Source organism: Deltaproteobacteria bacterium RBG_16_64_85, assembly GCA_001798885.1.
In the GTDB taxonomy this organism is placed as follows: domain Bacteria; phylum Desulfobacterota; class Deferrimicrobia; order Deferrimicrobiales; family Deferrimicrobiaceae; genus FEB-35.
On record MGQW01000080.1, the window covers coordinates 1 to 21225 of the forward strand.

21 protein-coding genes and 1 pseudogene are annotated in these 21225 nt (G+C 64.0%); 5 read left to right on the forward strand and 17 right to left on the reverse strand.

Annotated elements, in window-relative coordinates; genetic code table 11:
• A pseudogene (locus A2Z13_06665) lies at positions 1 to 475 on the reverse strand (hypothetical protein).
• Positions 476 to 1069: 594 nt separating this feature from the next.
• Between A2Z13_06665 and A2Z13_06670 the strand changes: the two are divergent.
• The 4 genes from A2Z13_06670 (at position 1070) to A2Z13_06685 (ending at position 5469) form a co-directional block, all read left to right on the forward strand.
• Positions 1070 to 2287 (forward strand): hypothetical protein, encoded by a 1218-nt coding sequence (locus A2Z13_06670; GenBank protein ID OGP76702.1) that lies wholly within the window; start codon positions 1070 to 1072, stop codon positions 2285 to 2287.
• A complete protein-coding gene (locus A2Z13_06675) occupies positions 2287 to 2757 on the forward strand; it encodes a hypothetical protein (protein ID OGP76787.1) in 471 nt (156 codons plus the stop codon). Before A2Z13_06670 ends, A2Z13_06675 begins: the two co-directional genes overlap by 1 nt.
• A gap of 53 nt (positions 2758 to 2810) precedes the next feature.
• Positions 2811 to 4244, forward strand: a complete 1434-nt coding sequence (locus tag A2Z13_06680; GenBank protein OGP76703.1) for a hypothetical protein — start codon at positions 2811 to 2813, stop codon at positions 4242 to 4244.
• 292 nt (positions 4245 to 4536) lie between these two features.
• Complete coding sequence (locus A2Z13_06685) at positions 4537 to 5469, forward strand: hypothetical protein (GenBank protein OGP76704.1); 933 nt, start codon at positions 4537 to 4539, stop codon at positions 5467 to 5469.
• 8 nt (positions 5470 to 5477) lie between these two features.
• Here A2Z13_06685 and A2Z13_06690 read toward each other — a convergent pair whose 3' ends face one another.
• From A2Z13_06690 to A2Z13_06700, 3 genes are read right to left on the reverse strand one after another with little or no spacing between them, the layout of a single operon-like run.
• Positions 5478 to 6653, reverse strand: coding sequence for an aspartate aminotransferase (locus A2Z13_06690; protein OGP76705.1), 1176 nt, complete (start codon positions 6651 to 6653; stop codon positions 5478 to 5480).
• Between the two features lie 22 nt (positions 6654 to 6675).
• Positions 6676 to 7506, reverse strand: coding sequence for a hypothetical protein (locus A2Z13_06695; protein OGP76706.1), 831 nt, complete (start codon positions 7504 to 7506; stop codon positions 6676 to 6678).
• 8 nt (positions 7507 to 7514) lie between these two features.
• Positions 7515 to 8663 carry a hypothetical protein gene (locus tag A2Z13_06700; protein OGP76707.1) on the reverse strand — a complete coding sequence of 383 codons (1149 nt, stop codon included), beginning with the start codon at positions 8661 to 8663 and terminating at the stop codon, positions 7515 to 7517.
• A 68-nt stretch (positions 8664 to 8731) separates the two neighbouring features.
• Here A2Z13_06700 and A2Z13_06705 point away from each other — a divergent pair, with 68 nt between their 5' ends.
• The gene (locus A2Z13_06705; GenBank protein ID OGP76708.1) at positions 8732 to 9001 is read left to right on the forward strand and encodes a hypothetical protein; all 270 of its coding nucleotides are present in this window, start codon (positions 8732 to 8734) and stop codon (positions 8999 to 9001) included.
• Here the strand turns inward: A2Z13_06705 and A2Z13_06710 are convergent.
• The 13 genes from A2Z13_06710 to A2Z13_06770 all read right to left on the reverse strand — a co-directional run bounded on the left by A2Z13_06710 (position 8998) and on the right by A2Z13_06770 (position 20979).
• On the reverse strand, positions 8998 to 10047 hold the full coding sequence (locus A2Z13_06710; protein OGP76709.1) for a hypothetical protein: 1050 nt from the start codon (positions 10045 to 10047) through the stop codon (positions 8998 to 9000). The two genes, A2Z13_06705 and A2Z13_06710, sit on opposite strands and share 4 nt — an antisense overlap.
• A 7-nt stretch (positions 10048 to 10054) precedes the next feature.
• Complete coding sequence (locus tag A2Z13_06715; protein OGP76710.1) at positions 10055 to 10786, reverse strand: hypothetical protein; 732 nt, start codon at positions 10784 to 10786, stop codon at positions 10055 to 10057.
• Between the two features lie 113 nt (positions 10787 to 10899).
• Positions 10900 to 11367, reverse strand: coding sequence for a hypothetical protein (locus A2Z13_06720; GenBank protein OGP76788.1), 468 nt, complete (start codon positions 11365 to 11367; stop codon positions 10900 to 10902).
• A 17-nt stretch (positions 11368 to 11384) separates the two neighbouring features.
• Positions 11385 to 11918 (reverse strand): hypothetical protein, encoded by a 534-nt coding sequence (locus A2Z13_06725; protein OGP76711.1) that lies wholly within the window; start codon positions 11916 to 11918, stop codon positions 11385 to 11387.
• Positions 11915 to 13300 (reverse strand): polysulfide reductase, encoded by a 1386-nt coding sequence (locus tag A2Z13_06730; protein ID OGP76712.1) that lies wholly within the window; start codon positions 13298 to 13300, stop codon positions 11915 to 11917. The genes A2Z13_06725 and A2Z13_06730 overlap by 4 nt, the downstream gene beginning before the upstream one ends.
• Complete coding sequence (locus tag A2Z13_06735; protein OGP76713.1) at positions 13297 to 13998, reverse strand: 4Fe-4S ferredoxin; 702 nt, start codon at positions 13996 to 13998, stop codon at positions 13297 to 13299. The genes A2Z13_06730 and A2Z13_06735 overlap by 4 nt, the downstream gene beginning before the upstream one ends.
• Before the next feature lie 22 nt (positions 13999 to 14020).
• The gene (locus A2Z13_06740) at positions 14021 to 16216 is read right to left on the reverse strand and encodes a hypothetical protein (protein OGP76714.1); all 2196 of its coding nucleotides are present in this window, start codon (positions 16214 to 16216) and stop codon (positions 14021 to 14023) included.
• 11 nt (positions 16217 to 16227) lie between these two features.
• A complete protein-coding gene (locus A2Z13_06745) occupies positions 16228 to 16725 on the reverse strand; it encodes a hypothetical protein (GenBank protein ID OGP76715.1) in 498 nt (165 codons plus the stop codon).
• Positions 16726 to 16805: 80 nt separating this feature from the next.
• The gene (locus tag A2Z13_06750) at positions 16806 to 17159 is read right to left on the reverse strand and encodes a hypothetical protein (protein ID OGP76716.1); all 354 of its coding nucleotides are present in this window, start codon (positions 17157 to 17159) and stop codon (positions 16806 to 16808) included.
• Positions 17160 to 17162: 3 nt separating this feature from the next.
• Positions 17163 to 17687 carry a hypothetical protein gene (locus A2Z13_06755; GenBank protein OGP76717.1) on the reverse strand — a complete coding sequence of 175 codons (525 nt, stop codon included), beginning with the start codon at positions 17685 to 17687 and terminating at the stop codon, positions 17163 to 17165.
• 63 nt (positions 17688 to 17750) lie between these two features.
• Positions 17751 to 17960, reverse strand: coding sequence for a hypothetical protein (locus tag A2Z13_06760; protein ID OGP76789.1), 210 nt, complete (start codon positions 17958 to 17960; stop codon positions 17751 to 17753).
• A gap of 978 nt (positions 17961 to 18938) precedes the next feature.
• Positions 18939 to 20267, reverse strand: a complete 1329-nt coding sequence (locus A2Z13_06765) for a nitric-oxide reductase (GenBank protein OGP76718.1) — start codon at positions 20265 to 20267, stop codon at positions 18939 to 18941.
• 10 nt (positions 20268 to 20277) lie between these two features.
• The gene (locus A2Z13_06770; GenBank protein ID OGP76719.1) at positions 20278 to 20979 is read right to left on the reverse strand and encodes a hypothetical protein; all 702 of its coding nucleotides are present in this window, start codon (positions 20977 to 20979) and stop codon (positions 20278 to 20280) included.
• Between the last annotated feature and the right edge of the window lie 246 nt (positions 20980 to 21225).

Consider the following 21225-nt stretch of genomic DNA (forward strand, 5'->3'; position numbering starts at 1 on the left):
CATCCGGCTCCTTTTCGGTCACGGTTCGGAGTTCCCCGTGGAGCTTCCCGCAGAAATGGCAGTCCGGGTCGCTGAACACGATGACCCGGCGCTTCGCGGACGGTTTCCCCATCACGAGGGCATCTTCCAGCGGGATCCGGGAGAGGTCGACCTTGACCTCGTTCAGCTTGTTCATCCTCGCGCCGGTGAGGTCCTCTTTCGTGCTGAGCCGGATGATCTGGGCACCGAGCAGGTATTTTTTCGAAAAATCGATGTAGACGGGGATCTTCTTCCCCGTTTTCACGATATCCACTACCCATAGCCCCTGGACCGGGCTCATCTCGACGTTTAGCACGTTGTCGACCATGCCGGACAGAAGTTTTCCGGCCTCCTCGCGAGTCAGGCTGTGGCAGTCCCGGCATTCACCGGATCCGCAGGCCTCCTTCATGAAGGCCAAAGCGCCGGTTTCACCAGCGGCGAGAATCATGGCGACCAAAAAAAATCTAATGAGCAAGTTCCTCATACTTCCTCCCGGGATACAAAATCGTAAGATCATTCTTATTATAGTTTCATTTTTTCCCCGGTTCCTTTTTTCGCCATCGTTACCGCTGGATGGCCGGAAAAGAAAAGGCTGATTCTTGACATCACAATATTCTTTTGTGTTGTGAGCACTTCAGTTCGTTGCTCCCTGCCGGAAGACTCATCGGGACTCCTTGAGAGAGGTTCTTGTTGAGAGTCGGCACTATTATTGCGTATAACGCGCCACCTTTAGGAAGGATCGGGGGGGGGAGCGTATTGCGGGGCAGGGTGTATCCCCTTGATTTGTCGGTCTGTTTCAGGTCTGTCTTTATCATCCTGGTCAGTTTCCCATTCTTCCATGAGGTGTTCGAAGGACCTGCATGGTCCGGTGAACGGGATGGTTCTTATTGCAATTGGCGTCAGCCGTTTAATTATATAAAGTAGTTTCAATCAATAAAACAATCGGGGGAAAGCGATGGGACTTTCGAGGTCAAGGAATTGCCCCGGGAAACGGACAACTTTATGTTGTGCCGCCGCCCTGCTTCTTCTGGCTGCCCTGTTTCCATCAGAATTGCGCGCCGCGGACATCACCCTTTCCTCGAAGACCTATCTACTCTACTACAAAAGGGATCTCCCCGGCAGCTCCACCCAGCAATTCGCCCCCTTGTACGAATACCTGTCCGCCGACGCGGGTCAGCTGGGCGGGACCCCCTTCTCCTTCCACTTTTACGGCTGGGGTCGTCAGGACCTCCAGGATGCGACCGGAAGCGGCAAGACGAGCGGTGAGCTCGGAAGTGCCTACCTGCAATATCTCCACCCGACGGGAAACGGGGAGATGCGCTTGGGGCGATTCTTCCTGACGGAAGGGGCGGCCTTCGAGATCATGGACGGTATCTTCCTCAAGGCCAGGACCCCCGTGGGCCTCGGCTTATCCGTCTTCGGCGGCGTGCCTGCGGAGGCCACCATCACTTCCACGAAGACGGGTGACTCGATCTACGGGGGGAGGGTCTTCTTCGCCAAGCCCGGATTCACCGAGCTCGGCGTGAGCTACCTTATTGAAAAGGGGAAGTTCCAGGGAGAGGACCGGAAAGAGATCGGCGGTGACCTTTGGCTTCGGCCTTTCGGCCCCGTTGAGCTCATCGGCCGCGCCACGTACAACGACGCCACCCGCGCCCTGGCATACCAGCGCTACCTGCTGCGGCTTGCGCCGGCCTCCGGAGTCGACCTGTCGGTGGGGTACGAGGCCTACAAGTACAAGGACTACTTCCAGACGACACTCAACCCCGCCTTTCAGTTTCCGACGATCGACAACACCGACCGGGTCCGGACCGTGTTCGCCGTCCTTGACTGGGAAGTGGTCAAAAGCGTTACGGCGACCCTGGGTGCGAAGAGCATCAAGCACGACACGGCGGCCGTCGGCGACGCCACCCGAGGGGAGCTGGGGGTGAAGTACGTCTACAACAACAACCGGGACGCGGCCGGAGTCTCGGCGGCCACGGTCAGCGCGGACAAAGACCGGAACGCCTACCAGGAGTATCGGGGCTATGCCACCTACTCTCCCGCAAAATGGCGGTTTGCGCTGGATGCTCTTACGCAGCAGTACAAGCAGGCGATCAGCGGGGTGAAGAACGCCTATCACGTCGTGGGGTCGGCGGGGTACCGGCTGTTTGAAGTTCTCCGGTTGTCGGGGGACCTGACGTACACGAAGAGTCCGCAGTTCGACAAGGATTACGCCGGGCTCGTCCGGGCTTCGCTGTTTTTCGGGTCCGGCACGGGAGGGAAGAAATGATGCGACGCGCATGCCAAGGGATCGTTTTCGGAGCGGTTTTTACGGCCCTGATCGCGGGGTGCTCCGCCATCTCTCAGTCGCCTTCCGTGCCTCCGAGACACCCTGAGGAGCTTGCGGGCTGGACGCAGGTGGACTGCCGCGAGTGCCATTCCGATATCTCCACAGGGGCGCTCAAACCGTATGCCTCCTTCCGGCATTCGACGGCTTTTGTCCGGCACCACGGCCTTTATGCTCGCCAGGGTCAGAACCTGTGCCAGTCGTGCCACGGCCCGTCGTTCTGCCAGGGCTGCCATGCCCGGAAAGAGGAGTTGAAGCCCGACACGCGGATGGGTGACCGCCCCGACTTGGCGCTGCCGCATCGGGGCGATTACATCGTGCAGCACCAGCTGGACGGGAGGATGGACCCAGGGTCCTGCTTCCGTTGCCACGGCAATAAGAACGACGCCAGGTGCAGGGCATGCCACAGGTAGGACTGCGGGCGGGGGAGCAAAGCATTGCGGAGTTCGAAGGAGGGGGAAACACGATGACGGGAACGAGGAATCTGCGGCCGACAAGGCCTTGGGTTTTTCTGCTGCTTTTCGGGGTGCTTCTTTCCGCCGGGTGCTCGACGGGCACCGGCGATTCCGGACTGAACCTCGTTACTCCGTCCGGTAGCCATCCGGCGGGATTCCTCTCGACGCATACCGCCTTCGCCATTTCGGATACAACGCAATGCGAATCCTGCCACGGAAGCGACCTGGCGGGAGGGATCGCAAAGACTTCCTGCTTCACGTCCGCGTGCCATCACGGAACGAAATCGAGCTGGGCGCTGCCCGCGGAGCACGGCGCCTCGGCCAAGAGAGCGCCCGGCAGCTCGGGGTTCGCCTCCTGCCGAATCTGCCATGGGAACGATTTTGCCGGAGGGGGTTCCGGCGTCTCCTGCCTGAATAACGCCGCCTGCCACGGGAGCGGGGTCAACTCCCCTCATTCCCGCAGGCTCTGGCGCCTCACCGGGACGGGCAATACGCACACGAACACGGACCCGGCGAACGCCGTCGTATGCATCAACTGCCATGCCAGCGGGGCCAACACGAACCCGCCGCATCCGCCGCCCACGCCGGCGCCTGCGGGGACCCCCCCGGGATGCTTCAACAGCACGTTGTGCCATGGGGTAGGGCCCGGCGGGGCGAACCATACCGTCCCCTTCCTTGCGCCCACGCATACGCAGTCGACGCAGCCCACGTTCACGAACGACTGCTCGAGCTGCCACGCGGTCACGGGAACTTCACCGATTTCCGCGGCGCCGCTTTGCACCGTGTGCCACACCGCGGGGTCGCCGTTCACGCTCACGAACTGCACCTCCTGCCACGCTTTCCCGCCGAACGGGGCGGCGGGAGCGGCGTATCCGAACATCGCGGGGGCCCATCCCGTGCACATCGCCTTGAACGGCGCGGGGACCCCGATCTCCTGTGACACTTGCCACAACGGGCTGGGGACCAATACCTTGAACCATTACAACCGTGCCAACGCACGGCCAGGGTTGAACGCACTGCGGGTTCCTCCCGGGGATGCGGCGTTTCCCGCCACGTACAACGCGAAAACCGGGGCGTCGTCGTTCAGCGCAACCGCGCTCACCTGCTCGAACGTGAGCTGCCATGGCGGGCAGGCCAACCTCAACTGGCAGACGGGAACGCTCGATGTGAACACCCGATGCACGAGTTGCCACGCTTCGGGTACGGCGCAGTTCAATAGCTACAACTCGGGACGGCACACGAACGTCGGGAAGCATGTCAGCAACGGGTGCACGTCCTGCCACGACACCGCAAGGCTCGCGCTCGGCCATTTCACGAACCTCGCAACCTCGGCCTTCGAGCAGGCCCCGAGGGCCACGCTCCTGACGGGGCTCCAGTACAACGGCGCAACGTGCAATCCGGGCGCCGGCGGTATTTCAGGATGCCACGACCAGAAAACCTGGTGACCGGCAAGGGGGCCGCGTAAGGCCCCCTGCTTTTCCGCGGGATCGGGTTATTGTGCACGGATGACCGATCTGCGGGGAGGGAAACGGGGGATTGGGACGACCCCCCGTTCTTGAGAGAGAGTGAAAGCCCCGGAGGGAAGAAAACCGGGGCTTTTGCATTTTCGGGGCGCGGCGCACGCGTTGCCGGTTGGCCTATGGTTCGCTCGGAACTGAATCCTATTCACTTCCGTGTTGACTTCGTTTTCTTTTTCGATAGAGTCGGATTTATAGGCATGAAGTGGTGGGGGATTCTGTGGCGATCCTCAGGCTGAGATTCCCGGTCCATTCGCTGGACCACAGACAACTGCTTCCGGCGGGCACGCTGCTTACGCGGGAGACCCTCGACGAGCTGTCCCGTCCCGTCAAGGGGAAATCCTTTCCGGTGATGCCTTTGCTGGAGTACGGCACCGTTCGCCGGGACCTCCAGGGATTTCTCCGCCAGGGGGCGTTCCGGCGTATTTTCGAAGATCCGCGGAAAAATGGCGTCATCCAGTCGCTCATGGAAAAGGTGGCCCTGGCCCAACCCGTTCTGGAAACCCTCCGTTACTTTCAGCGAGCCGATCCGTACACCTACCGCCATGTCCTGAGGGTTTTCGCGTTGTCGATCCTCCTGGCCCGGGATCTGGAGTCGAATTTCGAGGATCAGATCCTGGAGGCAACGGCCGGCCCATTGCACGATTTCGGCAAGATCTGCGTCCCGCTCCGGATCCTGAAAAAGACCACTCCGCTGCAACGGTCCGAAAGGGCCATCCTGGAACACCACACCGTTGCCGGATTCGCGTTGATCAGTTATTACCTGAAGGACTTCAAATGCATCGCCGCCAAAGTGGCCGCGGAGCACCACGAAAGGAAGGACGGGTCCGGCTATCCCCTGGGGATCCTCCTCCGGGACCGTCTGGTGGAGATTGTCGTGACGTGCGACGTCTACGACGCGCTCATTTCCCCAAGGCCGTATCGCAGGGTCTCTTACGACAACCGGACCGCCCTCGAGGAAATCACCGAGATGGCCAACCAGGGAAAGATCGACTGGAACATCGTGAAGGCGCTCGTGGCGCATAACCGAAAGGGCAAGCCTCCGGCAAACGAATGCGCGGTTTCCATCGAGAAAAGGGGGACCCCCCCGGAAGGCAATCTCTACGGCGTCCTGATCGACGACGCTCCCCCGCCGGATCGCTCTGCGGAATAAGCGGCGCGCTACCTGCCGAGGATTGCCCTCAGCCCCTCGATCAGTCGGCCTGTTCCTTCGACGGCGGTTTCCATCTTCAGGCTCCCGTAGGCGATCCGCAGGCAGCACCCCTCCGTGACCCCGAACGTCCCGCCGGGGATGACGGCCACCTTGTGGTTCCGGACCAGCCGCTCGGTAAGCGGGAGATCGCCCATCGAGGTGCGCACCTTTGCCAGGAAATAGAATGCCCCCTGCGACGGGGGGATCGTGAGGAGGTCGGGAACGCTCGAGAGACGCTCAAGGACCTGTTGCCGGACCTTCGCGATGGACTCCAGGTGCTGGTGGCAGTAGCCGCGCCCGATCCGCAGCGCCTCCAGGGCGACCGCCTGGGAAACCGCCGGGGCGCAGATGATCACCGTGTCCTGGATCTTGATCAGGTCGTCGAAGAGATGCGCCGGCGCAACCAGGAACCCGACCCGCCAGCTCGCCATCCCGTATGCCTTGGAACAGCTGTAGAGCGAGATCGTATGGTCCTCGCCTCCCAGGGAGCCGGGGGAGAAGTGCGCGGCGCCGTCGTAGGTGAAGTACTCATAGGCCTCGTCGCTGATGTGGTAGATCCCACGCCTGGCGCATAGACGATTGATCTCTGAAAGCGTTTCCCTCGAATAGACAACGCCGGTGGGGTTGTTCGGGGACACCGTGACGATCGCCCGCGTCCTGGGCGTCAAGGCCGCCTCGATCGCGCCGACGCGCGGATGGTAGTTCCCGTCCGTCGGAACGCACACCGCCCGGCAGCTTGCCAGCGCGATCGCCATTTCATGGTTGAAGTAGTAGGGCGTCATCAGGATCACCTCGTCGCCGGGGTCGCAGATCGCCAGGACGGCGTTGAAGAACGCCTGGTTTGCGCCGGCGGTGACGATGATCCTCCGCTCGAAGGGGGCGTAGATCCCGTTCTCCGTGCGAAGTTTCCCCTCGAACGCCTTCCGGAGTTCGGGAAGCCCGGCGTCGGGCTTGTACGGGTGGCTTCCGGGAGTCGAGGAAAAACGATCGAGGACCTGCATGGCTTGTGGCGGGGGCCCGTAGTACGCCACTCCCTGGCCGAGCGAGATGGCCCCCGGGGTCTCCGCGATCCAGCCCGCCACCGTCGGGATGATGGGAAGCTGGACGCCGCTGGCTCGCCGCGATGAGGTCGTGGACCTGCCCATGTCGAATGCCGTACTCCCGTTCCTATACGTCGATGACCTGCCGCTCGAACTTCATCGTCTCCAGGTTCCCGATAACGACGGTGAGGCCGTTGGCCGACTGGCCCGGCTGGATGCAGATCGTGCGGCCGACGGTCGCCTTCCAGACGCCGCTCTCCTCGGGGGATTCGTGGATGTGCCCGTGAAGCGAGAGAAGCGGTTGGCGATGTTCAAGGAACTTGAGCGTGGCCGCGGATCCCACCGCAGCCCCTCCCCGGCAGACGTCGAGCCCCAGGCTCGACGGCGGCCCGTGGAGGACATAAACGGCATGCTCCGGATCCCTCGGCTCGGGAAGGCGGTAAAGCTCCTCCTCGATCGTGGGGAGAGTCCTGGCGTACGCCGGCCAATCGGGAATCTCCTTCCAGCCACCGGGGAGGGAGAGGATCCCGCCGCCGAACTGCGGGGGGAAGGTGAAGTCGCGCGCATCCATCCGGGCGCGGTCCTTCAGGCGGAACGGAAAATCCGTCACGAGGTTCATCCCGATGAAATCGTGCGCCCCGAGGGAGATCCGTCGACCGGCAAGGTTCTCCACCAGGAGGTATTTCCCGCAGGCGGCGTCGAACAGGGGGTCGTGCGCGCGCAGGTCGTCATTCGCCAATAACCCCAGGTGACGGATCCCTGCCGCCTGGTATTGCGCGAAGAGCGGATCGAGAAATTCCCGGACGAACCGGGCCTGTTCCTCGTGCATCCGCCCGTGGGAAAACATGTCCCCGCCGTTGATGACGAGGAACGCGCCCAGTTTCTTCGCCAGCGCGAGCGTCCGCTCGTACTTCCGCCGGTTCCCGTGCAGGTCGGTCACGAAGAGAAACGTCGCCATGGCAAAGATTATAACCGGGCCGGGGAGCGATCGATGTCGATGATCGTTATCTCGGGGGGGGAGAGGAAACGCATCGGCGGGCCCCAGGTCCCCGTCCCCCGGCTGGTGTAGAGGGCTGCGCCGTTCTTCGACTCGTACAGGCCGGAGAGGAGCGGGTACCAGATCCGGACCAGGAGCCGGAAGGGGAAGATCTGCCCGTTGTGCGTGTGGCCGGAGAGCTGAAGGTCGGCCGCCTTCCGCGCGGCGGGGGATAAAAAGGGTCGGTGCTTGAGGAGGAGCGTGAAGAGGGGGGAAGGCCCGTTTCCCAGGAGTTCTTCTTCCGAACGCCCGGGGGCCGGACCGAAAGACCGGCCTGCCGGGTCGTCGACCCCGACGAGGCGCAGGACGTTTCCGACCGTAACGGCCTCTCCCCTCAGGACCGTGAAGCCGGAGCGATGCATGAAATCGAGGGACGGGCCGATCCCCGCGTAGAATTCGTGATTGCCCGTTACCGCGTATTTGCCGAGAGGCGGGCGGATCTCCCGGAAGATCTCGGAGAGCCCGTCGAGATGGTTGATCCGGCCGTCGACGAGGTCCCCCGTGGCAACCAAGACATCCGGGGTGGCGTTCCGCACTTGTTCCGCGATGGCGGCAGCCTTCCGGTGCCGGACCATCAGCCCCAGGTGGACGTCGGAGATCTGCGCGACCCGGATCCGCTTCGTTGCCGCCGGCAGCTTGTCCGTGAGGATCCGGATGCGCTCCACCCGGAGGTTCGAGGCTTCGAGGAAAGAGGCGATTCCCAGAACGACAGATAGTCCCGCAAGGGAAAGGAACGCGGGCCTGCCGTAGGCGATGAACGGGCGCGGCCCGTCGCCGAAAACGGAGGTCAGAAGGCGCGCGAGGAGGTTTGCGGCATCCACGGCAAGGTTCATCCAGGTGAAGAAGAAGAGCAGCCCCATCCACGTGTACGCGATCCAGGAGGCGGCCCGTGAGGCCCCCTCCATTCCGCGCTCTCCGAGAACGTACACGATCAAGGGGCCGCAAAGAAGCGCGGCGAGCAGGGGAATCGCGGCGAGGGTCGTCTTCCAACCCAGCCCCAGGGCGGCCTGGGCCTTGGACAGCGCGTAGGCGTGGGTCCCGCCATAGATCAGGAAGAAGGTAAGAAGAAAAAGGGACAAGGGAAAGCCTCCGGCGGCGATCGTATTATGAGATAATTACGTCACTATTTTGCCACCGGAGGGACGGGGTGCCGACATATGAATACAAGTGCGGGAAGTGCGGGGAGTTCGAAACGACCCAGAAGATAAGCGCCCCGCCCCTCTCGAAATGCCCGACCTGCGGGGGGAAGGTGAAGCGCCAGATCGCGGGAACCGGCGGCTTCGTGCTCAAGGGAAGCAACTGGCCCTCCAAGATGGCCTCCTCGGGCGAATCCGCGAAGAAGAAAGCGGATCGTTTCATGAAGCAGACGGTGGGGGAAGTCGCCGAGGACATCGCGAAGCACTCCGATTCCCATTAGGAACCCCGCCCGACGATAACCTCCCGAAGCGCCCGCACGGCGCGGGAAACGTCCTTTTTCCCGATCCCCAGGTGGGTGACCGCCCGGAAGAGCGGGAACCCCCGGTCCTCCAGGAGCACTTTGCCGGCACCCAGTTGTTCCCGGAAAGCGGGAAGCCCCATCGAGGGCATTTTCCATCGGAACAGGACAATGTTGGTTTCCACCGGTGCGTTGATGACCTCCACCCCGGGGATCTCTTTGAGCCCGGCCGCCAGCGTCCGCGCGTTATCGTGGTCCTCCGCGAGCCGCTCGATGTGGTGCCTGAGGGCGTAGAGCCCCCCCGCGGCCACGATTCCCGCCTGTCGCATCCCGCCTCCGATCCGCAAGGCGATGCTCCGAACATCCTTCAGGAAGTCCCGGGAACCCACCAGGACCGAGCCGACCGGAGCCCCCAGGCCCTTGGAGAGGCAGAACATCAAGGAGTTGGAAACCTTCCCGTAGGACGCCGGGGACACGCCGGACGCGATCGACGCATTGAAGATGCGCGAGCCGTCGAGGTGAAGGGGGATGGAAGCCTTTCCGCACACGGTGCGGATGCGCTTCAGGGCGGCCAGGGGGAAGACGGTTCCTCCCCCGGCGTTGTGGGTATTTTCGGCGGTCACCAGGCGCACGTTCGACTCGACGCGCCGTGGCGCCGCGGCGATGGCCTCCGCAACATCCTCCGCCGAGAAGATCCCCTCCGGGGCGTCGATCCCCAGGATGACAACGGAAGCGAGATGGGAGACGGCGGGGCTTTCGCGTCCCGCGATGTGGGATGCGGAAGAAGCAACGATCCCGTCGCCTGGGCGGGTCCAAGCCGCCACGGCGCACAGGTTCGCCATCGTGCCGGAGGGGAAGAACCTCCCCGCCTCCTTTCCGAAGAGGGCGGCGGAATGTTCCTCGAGAGCGCGGACGGACGGGTCCTCCCCCCGCCGGGAATCGCCGACCTTCGCCCTCGCCATCGCCCTTCTCATCCCGGGCGTGGGGAGTGTGACGGTATCGGAACGCAGGTCGACGGCTTCGGCCATGGACGGGTCAGGCGGCCGCGAAGAGGACCGCTGAACGTGGGGCCCCGGGGCGCAGCTCCACCAGCTCCCCGTTGCAAAACGGCCGCCATCCGGGACCGTCGTCCAGCGGCTGGCTCGCCGCGACGGCCAGGCCGGGCCCGTCCTTCAGGAAGAGCGTGTAGTAGTCCTCGTTCCTGCGCCAGTGCCGCAGCGCGAAAAGCGCCTCCCCGGATGCGATCAGCAGGTTGGCGGCGGAATAATCCCCGACCTGCCCGGGGTCGCACAGGATCGCCATCAGCGCCTCTCCGAGATGTGAGAAGACCTTTTCCTCCCAGAGCACGGACAGCCGCTCCAGGAAGACGAGTGTGTCGCTGACGTTGCGCCGCTGGGCCTCCTCCCCGATTTTCCCGTGGAAGGTACCGTTGTGGGCAAGCGCCGTACCGCGGACGAGGAAGGGGTGTGCGTTGGAGGCGCTGACCGTCGCGATGTTGGAGGCATACCGGACGTGTCCGATGAACCGGTCGGTCGTTACCCTTACCCCGGAGAGCGCCGGGTCGGCGTTGGCCGGCTTCCCGCTGCGCAGGAGCCGTATCCCCCCCCCAGCGCGATAGGCGATCCCCCACCCGTTCGGATGGTTCCCGCCCGCCCTCCGCTCCCATCCATCCACCAGGTTCCCGCGTCGTGAAAAGTCGGAGAGGCCGTCAAGGAAAGGGGCCAAGTCCAACGGCTCCGCGGATGCGAATCCGATCATCCTGCACATGGGAAGTACCTCTCTTGTAGAAGATGAGGGAACCGTATCCCCCGGTTCGGGGATGCGGTTCTCCGGTTGTTTTTCAGGCATTCAGCAAGAAGAAGATCACGCCGGGAAGCCGCTCACTTAAGTGTGCGTAGATAGACGACGACGTGCCACCGCTCGTCGGGGGTGAGATCCGCCCGGAAGGCCGGCATCCCGCCGGCACCGTTGGAAAGGATGGCGAAGAGCGCCCCGTCGGGCAGTGCGGACACAGGGGATCCGGCATGCAAGTCGGCGGGGGTGGGAACGTATTTTTTCCCTACGGGTCCGTCCCCTTTGCCGGAGACGCCGTGGCAGGGCACGCAGAAGATCCCGTAGAGATCTTTTCCTTTCGACAGATTCCCTTCCGATGGATCGACGGGATTCTTGAGTTTCACGGCCTCGGCCATCGAGAGATTGCGCTCCTTTCCCTTCGTGGGGACCGAGTCCTTCGGCGGCAGGCGGACCGGCTCCTCCTGGGGCTTGTAAGCCGGATTGTCCCACATGTTCCGGTCGATCCGCTCGCAGGCGGTCAATGACCCCGCCGCGAGGACCAGGGCGGCAAGCAGCGCGGGAAGGCGGCCCCTCACAGCACCCCCTCCTCGATCCGGACGTCGGTTCCACCTGCCCCGGAAAGCGCGCCGGCGGCCCGCCGGGCCTGATCCCCGGGCGTGACATAGGCGCACACCGCGATCTTCCCCTCGTGGATCCGCGGGTCGAACACCTTCCTTTTCCAGAACCTGGCCAGCCCGATGGACAGGAAGCCGGCGACGAGCGTCGCAAGCAGAGCCGCCAGCATGGCCGTCTCGTAGGTGACGATGATCGTCGGCGGTACGGAGGCGATCGGCTTGCCGGCCGTGACCAGGGGATACACCAGGTAGGAATAGAGGGTCAGGCCCGCCCCGGCGGCCGCCCCCACGAACCAGAAGACGGCCACGGCCCATGGGAACCGGATCGGCCGGGGGTCCGAGACGACAGCGCCGTCCGGAAGCGCCACGGAGGAGATCGTCGTGACATCGGCGGCCGGAATCGGCAGGGCGCGCAGCGCCTGAGCGGCCGCTCCCGCCGACTCCACGGCGTCGAAAAGCCCGATGATGACCGTCCTGCTTCCGCCGCTCATTTCCCTTCCCCTTCCTCCTCCTGGGCTACCGACGCGACGGTGGCCGCCCCGATGGATCGGTCCGTCGTGCGGAAGAGATGCTCCTTGATGTCGCTGATCGCCATGACGGGCAGGATCTTGGAGAACAGAACGTAGAGCAGGGAGAACATCGCGACGGAGCCCACGATGTAGGACATCTCCACCCAGGTGGGGAAATAGTTGAGCCATATGGACGGGTCGTTCCGCCGCGCGAGGGAGGGCACCACGATCAGGGCCCGCTCCGCGAACATCCCGATGTTCACGACGAGGGAAACGGCGAATAAAGCGGGGACCGACCGCCGCACCCTGGAAAGGCACAGGGCCGGCAGCGGAAGGAGGAAGTTGCACGTAAGCATCAAGAGGAAAAGCGGCAGGAAGTGCCCCCCGTAGGAGCTTACAAGCGCCCAGTCCTCGGGGAGGCGGCTGTACCAGGTGGTCAGGAACTCCGCGAAATAGAAGTAGCCCCAGATGAGGGTCATCGTCAGGAGGAGTTTTCCGAGGTTGTCGAAGTGCTGCACCGTGAGGAAGTTCTCCAGCCGGAAGACGCGCCGCAGGAACGCCATGACGGTGATGACGCCGGCGATCCCGGAGTAGATCGCCCCCGCCACGAAATACGGCGCGAAGATGGTGCTGTGCCAGCCCGGCACCATCGCCATGGCGAAGTCCCAGCTCACGATCGAGTGGACCGAGACGGCGACGGGGATGATGAGGACCGCGAACAGTGTGGAGGCGACGCGGTAGCGGCGCCATTCGGAGTGCGTCCCCCGGAATCCGGCGGCGAGGATCGTGTATAGCTTCTTCCTCCACCCCGTGGAGTGGTCCCGCGCGATCGCGAGATCCGGGATCATCCCGAAGTAGAGGAACAGGATGCTCCCGGTGAGGTAGGTGCTGATGGCCACCATGTCCCACAGGAGGGGGGAACGGAAGTTCGGCCACAGCATCCGCTCGTTGGGGTAGGGGATCATGTAGTAGAAGCGCCAGTTCCGCCCCAGGTGCATGAGGGGGAAGAGGCCGCCCACCATCAGCGCGAAGACCGTCATCGCCTCCGCGCCGCGCAGGACGGGCGCGCGCCAGCCGGCCTGGGTGATCCGCAGGATCGCGGAGATGAGCGTCCCCGAGTGGGAAACCCCGATCCAGAAGACGAAGAGGATGATCATGGTGCCCCACATGACGGGGCGGGAAAGGCCGGTGACGCCCAGGCCCGTCGCCATCATGTAGAGGAAGGCGCCTACCGCTCCGGCCGTGACCGCGAGGAGGATCCCCGCCGCCAGGTACCAGGACTTCGTCGTGACGAGGTTCGACCGGGAGAGCTCCTCGTAGAGCTTGCCTTCTTCGTGCCGCGCCAGGTGATGCCGTTCGCTCATCGCCCGGGCCCCCTCTGCTTCTTCAGGTACACCGTGCTCGGCTCGGTCCCCTTGTGCTCCATCAGCTTGAACAGCCGCGGATCCTTGACCATCCGCGAGATGGCGCTGACCGGGTCGAGAAGATCGCCGAACTGGATCGCCCCCGGGGGGCACGTTTGCGCGCAGGCGGGCATCACTTCGCCGTCCCGGATCTTCCTTCCTTCCTTAAGGGCCGTCTCCTTCCCCCTGCGGATCCGCTGGATGCAATAGGTGCATTTCTCCATCACGCCCCGGGACCGGACCGACAGGTCCGGGTTGAGCTGCTCGTCCAACGGTTTTTCCCACTTGTGGTCCCACCAGTTGAACACCCGGACCGAGTAGGGGCAGTTGTTGGCGCAGTACCTCGTCCCGATGCAGCGGTTGTACACCATGGCGTTCAGTTGGTCGTCCTCGTCGTGGTAGGTGGCGTACACCGGGCAGACGATCTCGCAGGGCGCCTTCTCGCAGTGCATGCACGGGGTGGGAACGAAGATCGCGCGCGTTTCCGCTCCTTCCTTCTTCCAGTATCGGGACACCCGCAGCCATTGCATCAAGCGGCCCTTCCCGGCCTCTTCCTCCCCGGCGGTCGGGATGTTGTTCTCCGCGACGCAGGCGACCACGCACGCCCCGCAGCCGGTGCAGCGGTCCATGTCGATCACCATCGCCCACTTGTGCTTCATCGTGGCGGTCCTTCCGCGCGCGTCACAGGATGTTCTCGTACTTCCATTGCCCTTCGACGTTGACGGTCCGCACCAGGCTTCCCTTGAGCTTCGCCTTCGCGAGGGAAACCCGGGTGGACTGTCGCGCCGGGCCCTTCGATCCCTTTTCCTCCTTCAACGGCAGGAGCGAGAAGGGATTCCCCCCCCGGTTCGCGGCGTCCTTGCCGTACCGGGTGTGCCCCTGCCCCAGCGGCAGGGCGACCACGTCAGGCGCCATCGCCGGGTGGAGGACGACGAAAGCCTCCATCGATCCGAAGGGGGAGGTAACGACGACGCCGTCGCCGTCCGCAAGCCCCAGCTTTCCGGCGGTCTTTGGGTTCACCTCGACCCAGTTGCGCCACACGGCGGTGGTGACGGGATCGGGCAGCTCCTGCAACCAGGAGAGGTTCGCCCCGCGGCCGTCGGAGTGGGCGATGGATGGGTAGACGTGGAGAAGGAGCGGGTAGCGGGCCGGGTCTCCTTCGAATTCCGCTTCCGTGATTTTGGGCAGGGAAAGTTTTTGCGTCTTCGGCGCGGGGCGCGGCGCAGGCGCCTTCACGGGGAAGAGCCCGCCATCCTTGCGGGCGTCTTCAAGGTTCACCCCCATTCCGGCGTAGGACTTCTCCACGCAATCCCGGAAGCCGGCCCACGGCAGGGCGGCCGCGACGGGACCGCCCAGCTCCTTCGCCGCGGCGATCAGGATGTCGGGCATCGAACGTGTGTCGCGGAATGGATCGACGACCGGCTGCGCCATGGTGATTGCGTTGCCCGAGTGCCCTGCAGGCGCGATGTCGTCGCCCCACTCCTCCAGGTACGTCGGGACGGGGAGCACGAGGTCGGACAGGGACGTGGTCTCGTCCAGGAAGGAGGCGAACGACACGACCTGCGGAACCGACAGGAGCGCCTCCCCGAATTGGAGCTGCGCGGGAAGGGTGAATGCGGGGTTCGCCGCCCCGGACAACAGCGCCATCCCGAAGGCCCCCCTGCGCATCTTCTCTACCGCGTCCCGAACGTGTGCGAACCCGCTCTCGGGAGAGGGCAGCAACAGCGCCGCGTCGGATCCATACCGAGAAAACGCCGCCAGCCGGTTCGGGAAAGAGATCCCCCCCGGCCTGCCCACGTTGCCCGCCAGCGCGTTCAGGAGCGCGGCGCACGCGAGGTTGAACGTCCCGTTCGTGCACCCGGCCGCGCCGTCGCCCGCGATCGCAAGCCCCGGCGGATTTTTTGCGAACTCGCGCGCGACGGCCTCGATGTCGGATGGGGGCAGGCCGGTCGTCTTCCCCACGGCTTCCGGCGTCATCCGCGAAAGCCCGGCGGTCCACAGGGAAGAGGCCGCGGCGGCGGAAGGAACAAGCTTCTCCCTCACCATCACGTGCGCGATCCCAAGCGCGGCCGCCCCCTCGGATCCCGGCGCGATCGGAAGGAAGACGTCCGCGTTCGCCGCGGTCATCGAGAGCCGGGGGCCGAAATGCACGAACTTTCCCCTGACGGTCGGGCGCGACTGGCGCATCTGCCCGTAGGCGCGGCCGAAATGGACCGGCGAAATACCCGTCTCGAGGAAGTCGCCGCTGAAGGAGAGGAGGTAGTGGGCGTTGGCGATGTCGACCTCGGGGAGATCGCGGACGCCGAACACCGCCTCGTTCGCCGCGAGGAGCGCGTCCTGCCCGAACGGGTTCCAGGCGACGCGATTCGGGGATCCGAACGCGCGCAGGAACCGGGCGGCCACGAGGTTCTGATGGCCGCGCATGGGCTCGGTGAGCATCAGGAGCGACGCCGGCGCCCCGGCCCGAAGTTTCTTCAATCCGGTCAAAAGGATCGAGAGCGCCTCTTCCCAGGAGATCTCCGCGAACTTGCCCGATCCCCGCGGACCGGAAAGCGCAAGCGGCCGCCCGATCCGCTCGGGATGGTAGAGCGCCTGGAGGCCGGCCTGTCCCCGCGCGCACAGTTTCCCGCGGTTGACCGGGTGGAGCGGGTTCCCCTCGATCTTCTTCGCGCGCCCCTCGGAAACCCGGACCACGATGCCGCACCCCGCCGGGCACTGCCGGCAAACGGAGGCGTACCAGAGCGATTCTCCCAGGGTGTAGTTCTCCGGCGGGATCACGAAGGGGATGATCTTCTTCGGGATCTTGTCGCACCCTCCGAACAGGGCCGCGAATGCCGTCGCCCCGCCGAGTTTCAGGAAGTCTCTCCGGTCGAGCATCTACGCCCCTCTCAAAAGTGGCAGGACCAGCATTCGATGGAAACGCCCCGGCTCCGGTGGCACTTTAGGCAGAATCCCATCGTGAACTCCTGCCGCTGGACCGCGATGTCCGCCTTGTCGATCACAGGGTGGCACGTAAGACAAGGCACTCCGGCGTTGACCATGCGGAAATGGGGGAAATAGTTGAAATCGGGAAACTCCGTCACCCGGTTCCAGGGGATCGGCTTCTTCTCCTTCCAGTACTGTGCGATCTTCCGGACTTCCGGGCTGTCCACCGCGATCACCCGGTGGCACATCATGCACTTCTCCACGGAAGGGATCCCGGCGGAGGCGGACTTGGTCGCCGAGGAGTGACAGAAGAGGCAATCGATCCCGTAGTCCGTTACGTGGACCTTGTGGCTGTACCGGATGGGCTGTGAATCCTTCGCGCGCGCGGCGGCCGCGGCGCCGAACAGAAGGAGAGCGAAAAGAGAGGCGGCGATGGCGGCCTGCCGTCGCGGTCGGGGCATCGGTCCTCTTCCGGTTCCCGGTTTACCTGCGATCCGTAAGTCTTGATTCTATCGCAATCGGAACAGGCGAACCAAAATAATTACCGAAGGCAGAGCTTCGCCGCGGGGATGACGCACAGGAAGTCGAAGGGTCCGTCTCCCGCGTTGGCGAAGGAATGCTCCTCGTCGGGCGCAACGTAGACGAAGCTCCCCGATGCCACCTCCGTCTCCCCTCCCTTCCGCATCACCCTCCCTTTTCCGGAGAGAATGTAGACTTCATGCTCCCAAGGGTGGGTGTGGTACGGGGTACCGCCCCCCGGCGCCAGGGAAAAGTGGCGCATGGTGAACGTCGGTGCCCCGACATTATCCCCCATCAGGACCCGGAGGGAGACCCCGTTGGCTCCCGGGTCGGTGACCGGCTTCACCTCTACTTCCTCCCATCGCGAAACGTGCATGCGTCACCCCGCAGGAAGAGACTTGCGGCACGCCTCTATATTTACCACGTGCGCATCCCGCATGTCGGCGAAAAACGTCTTCTCGCCGGGCGTCATCTCCGCTTGCGGCAGTTCGTCGATCTTCCGCACCACCCACGCCTGCCCCTTGACGAGGAGCGCCAGCCGCTCGGCCTCGCCCGGAAGCGCCAGGACCTTGTCGGCGAACGGGCCGACCTTGCCGTGGGGCGCAGCCCCGCGCACCTCGATGAGTCGGTACAGCCCCGCGCAGAACCTCCCCTCGTCGTTGCGGAGGAACGTCAGGAAGTCCTTCTTTTCTCCCTGCGGCGCCTCGTCCGCCATCGCCGTCAGGCACTTCACCCCGGCGCGCTCGGCCTCCAGCAACTCCTGCATCCGCTCGATCATCACGACCTCCTCGTCCCAGATCGTTTCGGCATTCGTTCCAAGAGATCTGCTTCGCAGTACCGACCCTCTCGTGCCCTCGCCTCCTGTACGGGCTGCGTGCCCCGCCTCGGCGGCTTCCACGGCCATGAATGGCCGCTCATCCTCGCTGCTCGCTCGGCGCCGCCTCGGAGCTCGAACCCTACATGTCCACTATAGCGGTTGGGTTCTCGCTCCCGCGGCGCGGTTCAGCTCCTCAAGAATCCGCCGCTCGTCGATGTTGTGCATCATCGCGCTTTGCTTGACGCTCTCGGTCGCCTGCCCCGGGCAGGAGAAGCACCCTTCCCCGTAGTACTTCTTGAACACCTTCACCGTTTCCGGATAGACGGTCAGGATGTCCCCGAGGATATTTTCACTCCCGATCGGTTCTCCCCTGGAGAGCCCTCCTTTTCGGGACGGCCCTGTCCGGGAGCCGGCCGCCGCGGCCGGTGCCACCTTCCCCGAAGCCGCAGCGATCAGGCGGGCGATCATCGGCTCGAGGTCGACGTTGTGCCTCTGGCACGCCATGCGAAGCGTGATCGGGATCTGCTTGACCTGCTCCCGGTGCTCGGGGTTGCCAAGGGAGGCGAACCCGTTCTCCACGAACACCTCCACCGTTTCCGGCCAGCGCGAGAGGATCTCGCCCACCCGCATGTCGGGGTGGATGTCCACGGGCGATGCGGCGGGCGGTTCCTGCCGGGCGGCTTCCGGGGGGGACTCCTCGTCCTCTTCGGCTTCCTCCGACGCAGCGGGAGCAAGGAGCATCGTCGCCCCCAGGTTGACCGCGAACAGTGCGACGGAGACCACCGAGAGTACGGCGAACAGGGTAAATCCCGTCGAAGGTCGCTCGGGGGACGTGGCCACCATGCCGATCAGCCCGATGTTGGCCAGGTAGAAATGGACGGGGACCCACGACGGCCAGCGAAGGATACGGCCGTTGAACCGGGGCAGGATGAAGTACCCGACCCCGTAGATCATCATCGCCATGAAGCCGAGCAGGTTGAAGTGGACGTGGGCGAATCTGGTCCATGAAGCCGTCTCGGCCGCTCCCATCCAGATCCCCAGGACGGCGGCCAGGAAAAAGTAACCGAGCGCTGCGACGACAAAGCCCTTGGTGTAGCGATCCATCGTTCCTCCCTATCGGGGACATTCCTGATTCATGCGCCTGAAATCGCGAGGAGTGTCCCCGCCCGCTTCGCCGCAAGCGGCTGCGCTGCCTCGCAGGGAGGCTCTCCCTCCGTCGCTCGCCTTGCGGTGAACCTGCAAGTCTGCGCTATCCCCTTGCCTTAAAGCTCCGTTCGACCCCCCCTGCTGCGTCCGCTTTGCCGCAATCGGCTTTTTTTAGATGCGCTTCCCTATAGTTTAGGCCCGGACCTTCGCCGGGCGCAGCGTCAGGAGGTCGATCACCGTGGTCAGCAGCCCCGCCAGGAAGGCGAAGCCGCAGAAGAACACGATCCCCATCCACAGCCGCATGTTCGACTGTGCCGTCATGAACCCCATCCCGAGCACCCGCTCGATGTAGCTCTGCAGGACGCCCGCCACGCCGAAGAACAGCCCCATCAGCATCATCGCGATGCACATCGTCCAGAACCCGAACTTCCCGCGGCGGTCGTCGTAGACCTCGATCCCCTTGAGCTTGGGCATCGCATAGTAGAAGGTCATCAGGTTCAGAAGGGCGTAGGCGCCGAAGAACGCCAGATGGCCATGGGACGCGGTGACCTGCGAGCCGTGGGTGTAATAGTTGATCTGTGGAAGCGTGTGCATGAACCCAAAGATGCCGGCCCCGATGAAGTGATAGATCGCGCACCCCACCGCGTAGGTCCAGGTGAGGGGGTTCAGGATCTTCGCCTCGCGCTTCTTTACGTGCATGACGGTGTCGACGAGCATCAGGATGATCGGAAGCGGCTCCAGCGCGGAGAAGATCCCGCCGATCCAGAGCCAGTAGCGGGGAGCCCCGATCCAGTAGTAGTGGTGGCCCGTCCCGGCGATCCCCGTGAAGAGGAAGAGCCCGATCTCCACGTAGAGCCACTTCTCCACGACCTGCCGCTGGACGCCGGTGAGCTTCATCAGGACGAACGCGAAGATGGCCGCCGTGACGAGTTCCCAGGCGCCCTCCACCCAAAGGTGGATGACCCACCACCAGTAGTACCAGTCGATCACCTCATTCTTGTAGAAGGGGATCCCGAACAGGTAGAGCAGGGCGAGGAAGGTCAGCCCCCCCAGCAGCGTCCCCTGGATCGCGGTCCATCGGTTCGCCTTGATCATCGTCATCGCGATGTTGAAGAGGAAGATCAGCGCCCCGACCACGACGACGAGGTCGAGGGGCCGCGGGATCTCCAGGAGCGGACGCCCCTGCGTCCATCCGAAGAGGAAGCCGACCAGCGCGACGACGCCCGTGACGAGCAGGGCGATCAGCTGGAACCAGGCGAGCTTCTCTGAAAAGATCTCGGATTTCGTCTCTTCCGGGACGATGTAGTACGTCCCGCCCATGAATCCCAGGAGCATCCACAGCACGAGGAGATTCGTGTGCATGGCGCGCGCCGTGGCGAACGGGAAAACGTCGACGACCGACTGGGGGACCGTCCAGGTATAGCTGTACGCAAGGTACAGCCCCAGGAAGATCTGGAGCACGAACAGCGGCAGCGCCGCCGCGAAGTACCAGTAGGCGATTTTCTGCGAGCGGTATTCCATCGTTCCCTCCTTATTTCAGGCTCGAAAGGAATTTCGCCGCTTCCTGGAGCTCGCGGTTCGTGAGCTCCTTCTGCGGCGGCATCATCGCTTTCGGGTTGACGCTCTTGGGATCCCGGACGTAGTGTTCGATCTGCTCCATCGACAGCTTGCGGCCGACGGTGTCCAGGGCCGGGCCGAACGTCCCCCCCGTCCCGTGGAGCGAGTGGCAGTTCATGCACCCCTTCGTCTGGAAGACCGCTGCGCCGGGCGACACGCCCACCGAGGCGACCATCGCCTGCTCCCCGCGGGAAAGGCGCTTCTTGCTGTCCTGGGGCGGCCAGTCGTTGTTGTTGACCTCCCCCACCCACTTGAAGAAGGAGACCATATCCGCGATCTCGGCGTCGGAGGCGTGCACGTTTTGCATCTTCCGCCAGGAGTTGGCGAACGCTTTTTCCGGGCTCTTGATCCGGTAGCGCACCCCCTCCTCCCCGATGCGCTGCACCACCCGGGTCAGATCGGGGGCGTAGTAGGCGCCGAATCCCAGGATCGTGTGGCAGTCGTTGCAGTTGTACTTCTCGAAGGCGCGCTTGCCCGCCACGACACGGTCGTCCAGCTTGTCCGCGTTCGACAGGACGGCCACCTGCCGGTGGGTGTCCCACGTGGCCGCCAGGAACAGGATCGCCGAGGAAACCGTTCCCAGCAGGAAGATCCAGAAGGCCACTTTCTTGGTCATTCCGTAACCTCCTTTTTTTCCGGTTGAAGGTCCATCATTTCCCTTTGTCGGGGACATTCCTGGTTTCATCGCCTAGGATAACAAGGAGTGTCCCCGCCCGTTGCCCGAAGAATGGAGTCAGGGTAGGACGGTTCGGGGCGTGTGCGCCTTGATGCACGTCAAGCATCCTGAAAATTATGTGAATTGCGAAGAATCCGCTTGTTGGATGCGGTATTCCGCATCATATTACCAGTACCCGGAAAGTGC

Excerpts from the sequence above, each read along its gene's own strand:
- A2Z13_06675 (OGP76787.1), top strand. The coding sequence starts at position 2,287 with ATGCGACGCGCATGCCAAGGGATCGTTTTCGGAGCGGTTTTTACGGCC.
- A2Z13_06680 (OGP76703.1), top strand. The coding sequence starts at position 2,811 with ATGACGGGAACGAGGAATCTGCGGCCGACAAGGCCTTGGGTTTTTCTG.
- A2Z13_06690 (OGP76705.1), bottom strand. The coding sequence starts at position 6,653 with ATGGGCAGGTCCACGACCTCATCGCGGCGAGCCAGCGGCGTCCAGCTT.
- A2Z13_06695 (OGP76706.1), bottom strand. The coding sequence starts at position 7,506 with ATGGCGACGTTTCTCTTCGTGACCGACCTGCACGGGAACCGGCGGAAG.
- A2Z13_06710 (OGP76709.1), bottom strand. The coding sequence starts at position 10,047 with ATGGCCGAAGCCGTCGACCTGCGTTCCGATACCGTCACACTCCCCACG.
- A2Z13_06715 (OGP76710.1), bottom strand. The coding sequence starts at position 10,786 with ATGTGCAGGATGATCGGATTCGCATCCGCGGAGCCGTTGGACTTGGCC.
- A2Z13_06725 (OGP76711.1), bottom strand. The coding sequence starts at position 11,918 with ATGAGCGGCGGAAGCAGGACGGTCATCATCGGGCTTTTCGACGCCGTG.
- A2Z13_06730 (OGP76712.1), bottom strand. The coding sequence starts at position 13,300 with ATGAGCGAACGGCATCACCTGGCGCGGCACGAAGAAGGCAAGCTCTAC.
- A2Z13_06735 (OGP76713.1), bottom strand. The coding sequence starts at position 13,998 with ATGAAGCACAAGTGGGCGATGGTGATCGACATGGACCGCTGCACCGGC.
- A2Z13_06740 (OGP76714.1), bottom strand. The coding sequence starts at position 16,216 with ATGCTCGACCGGAGAGACTTCCTGAAACTCGGCGGGGCGACGGCATTC.
- A2Z13_06745 (OGP76715.1), bottom strand. The coding sequence starts at position 16,725 with ATGCCCCGACCGCGACGGCAGGCCGCCATCGCCGCCTCTCTTTTCGCT.
- A2Z13_06750 (OGP76716.1), bottom strand. The coding sequence starts at position 17,159 with ATGCACGTTTCGCGATGGGAGGAAGTAGAGGTGAAGCCGGTCACCGAC.
- A2Z13_06755 (OGP76717.1), bottom strand. The coding sequence starts at position 17,687 with ATGGCCGTGGAAGCCGCCGAGGCGGGGCACGCAGCCCGTACAGGAGGC.
- A2Z13_06765 (OGP76718.1), bottom strand. The coding sequence starts at position 20,267 with ATGGAATACCGCTCGCAGAAAATCGCCTACTGGTACTTCGCGGCGGCG.
- A2Z13_06770 (OGP76719.1), bottom strand. The coding sequence starts at position 20,979 with ATGACCAAGAAAGTGGCCTTCTGGATCTTCCTGCTGGGAACGGTTTCC.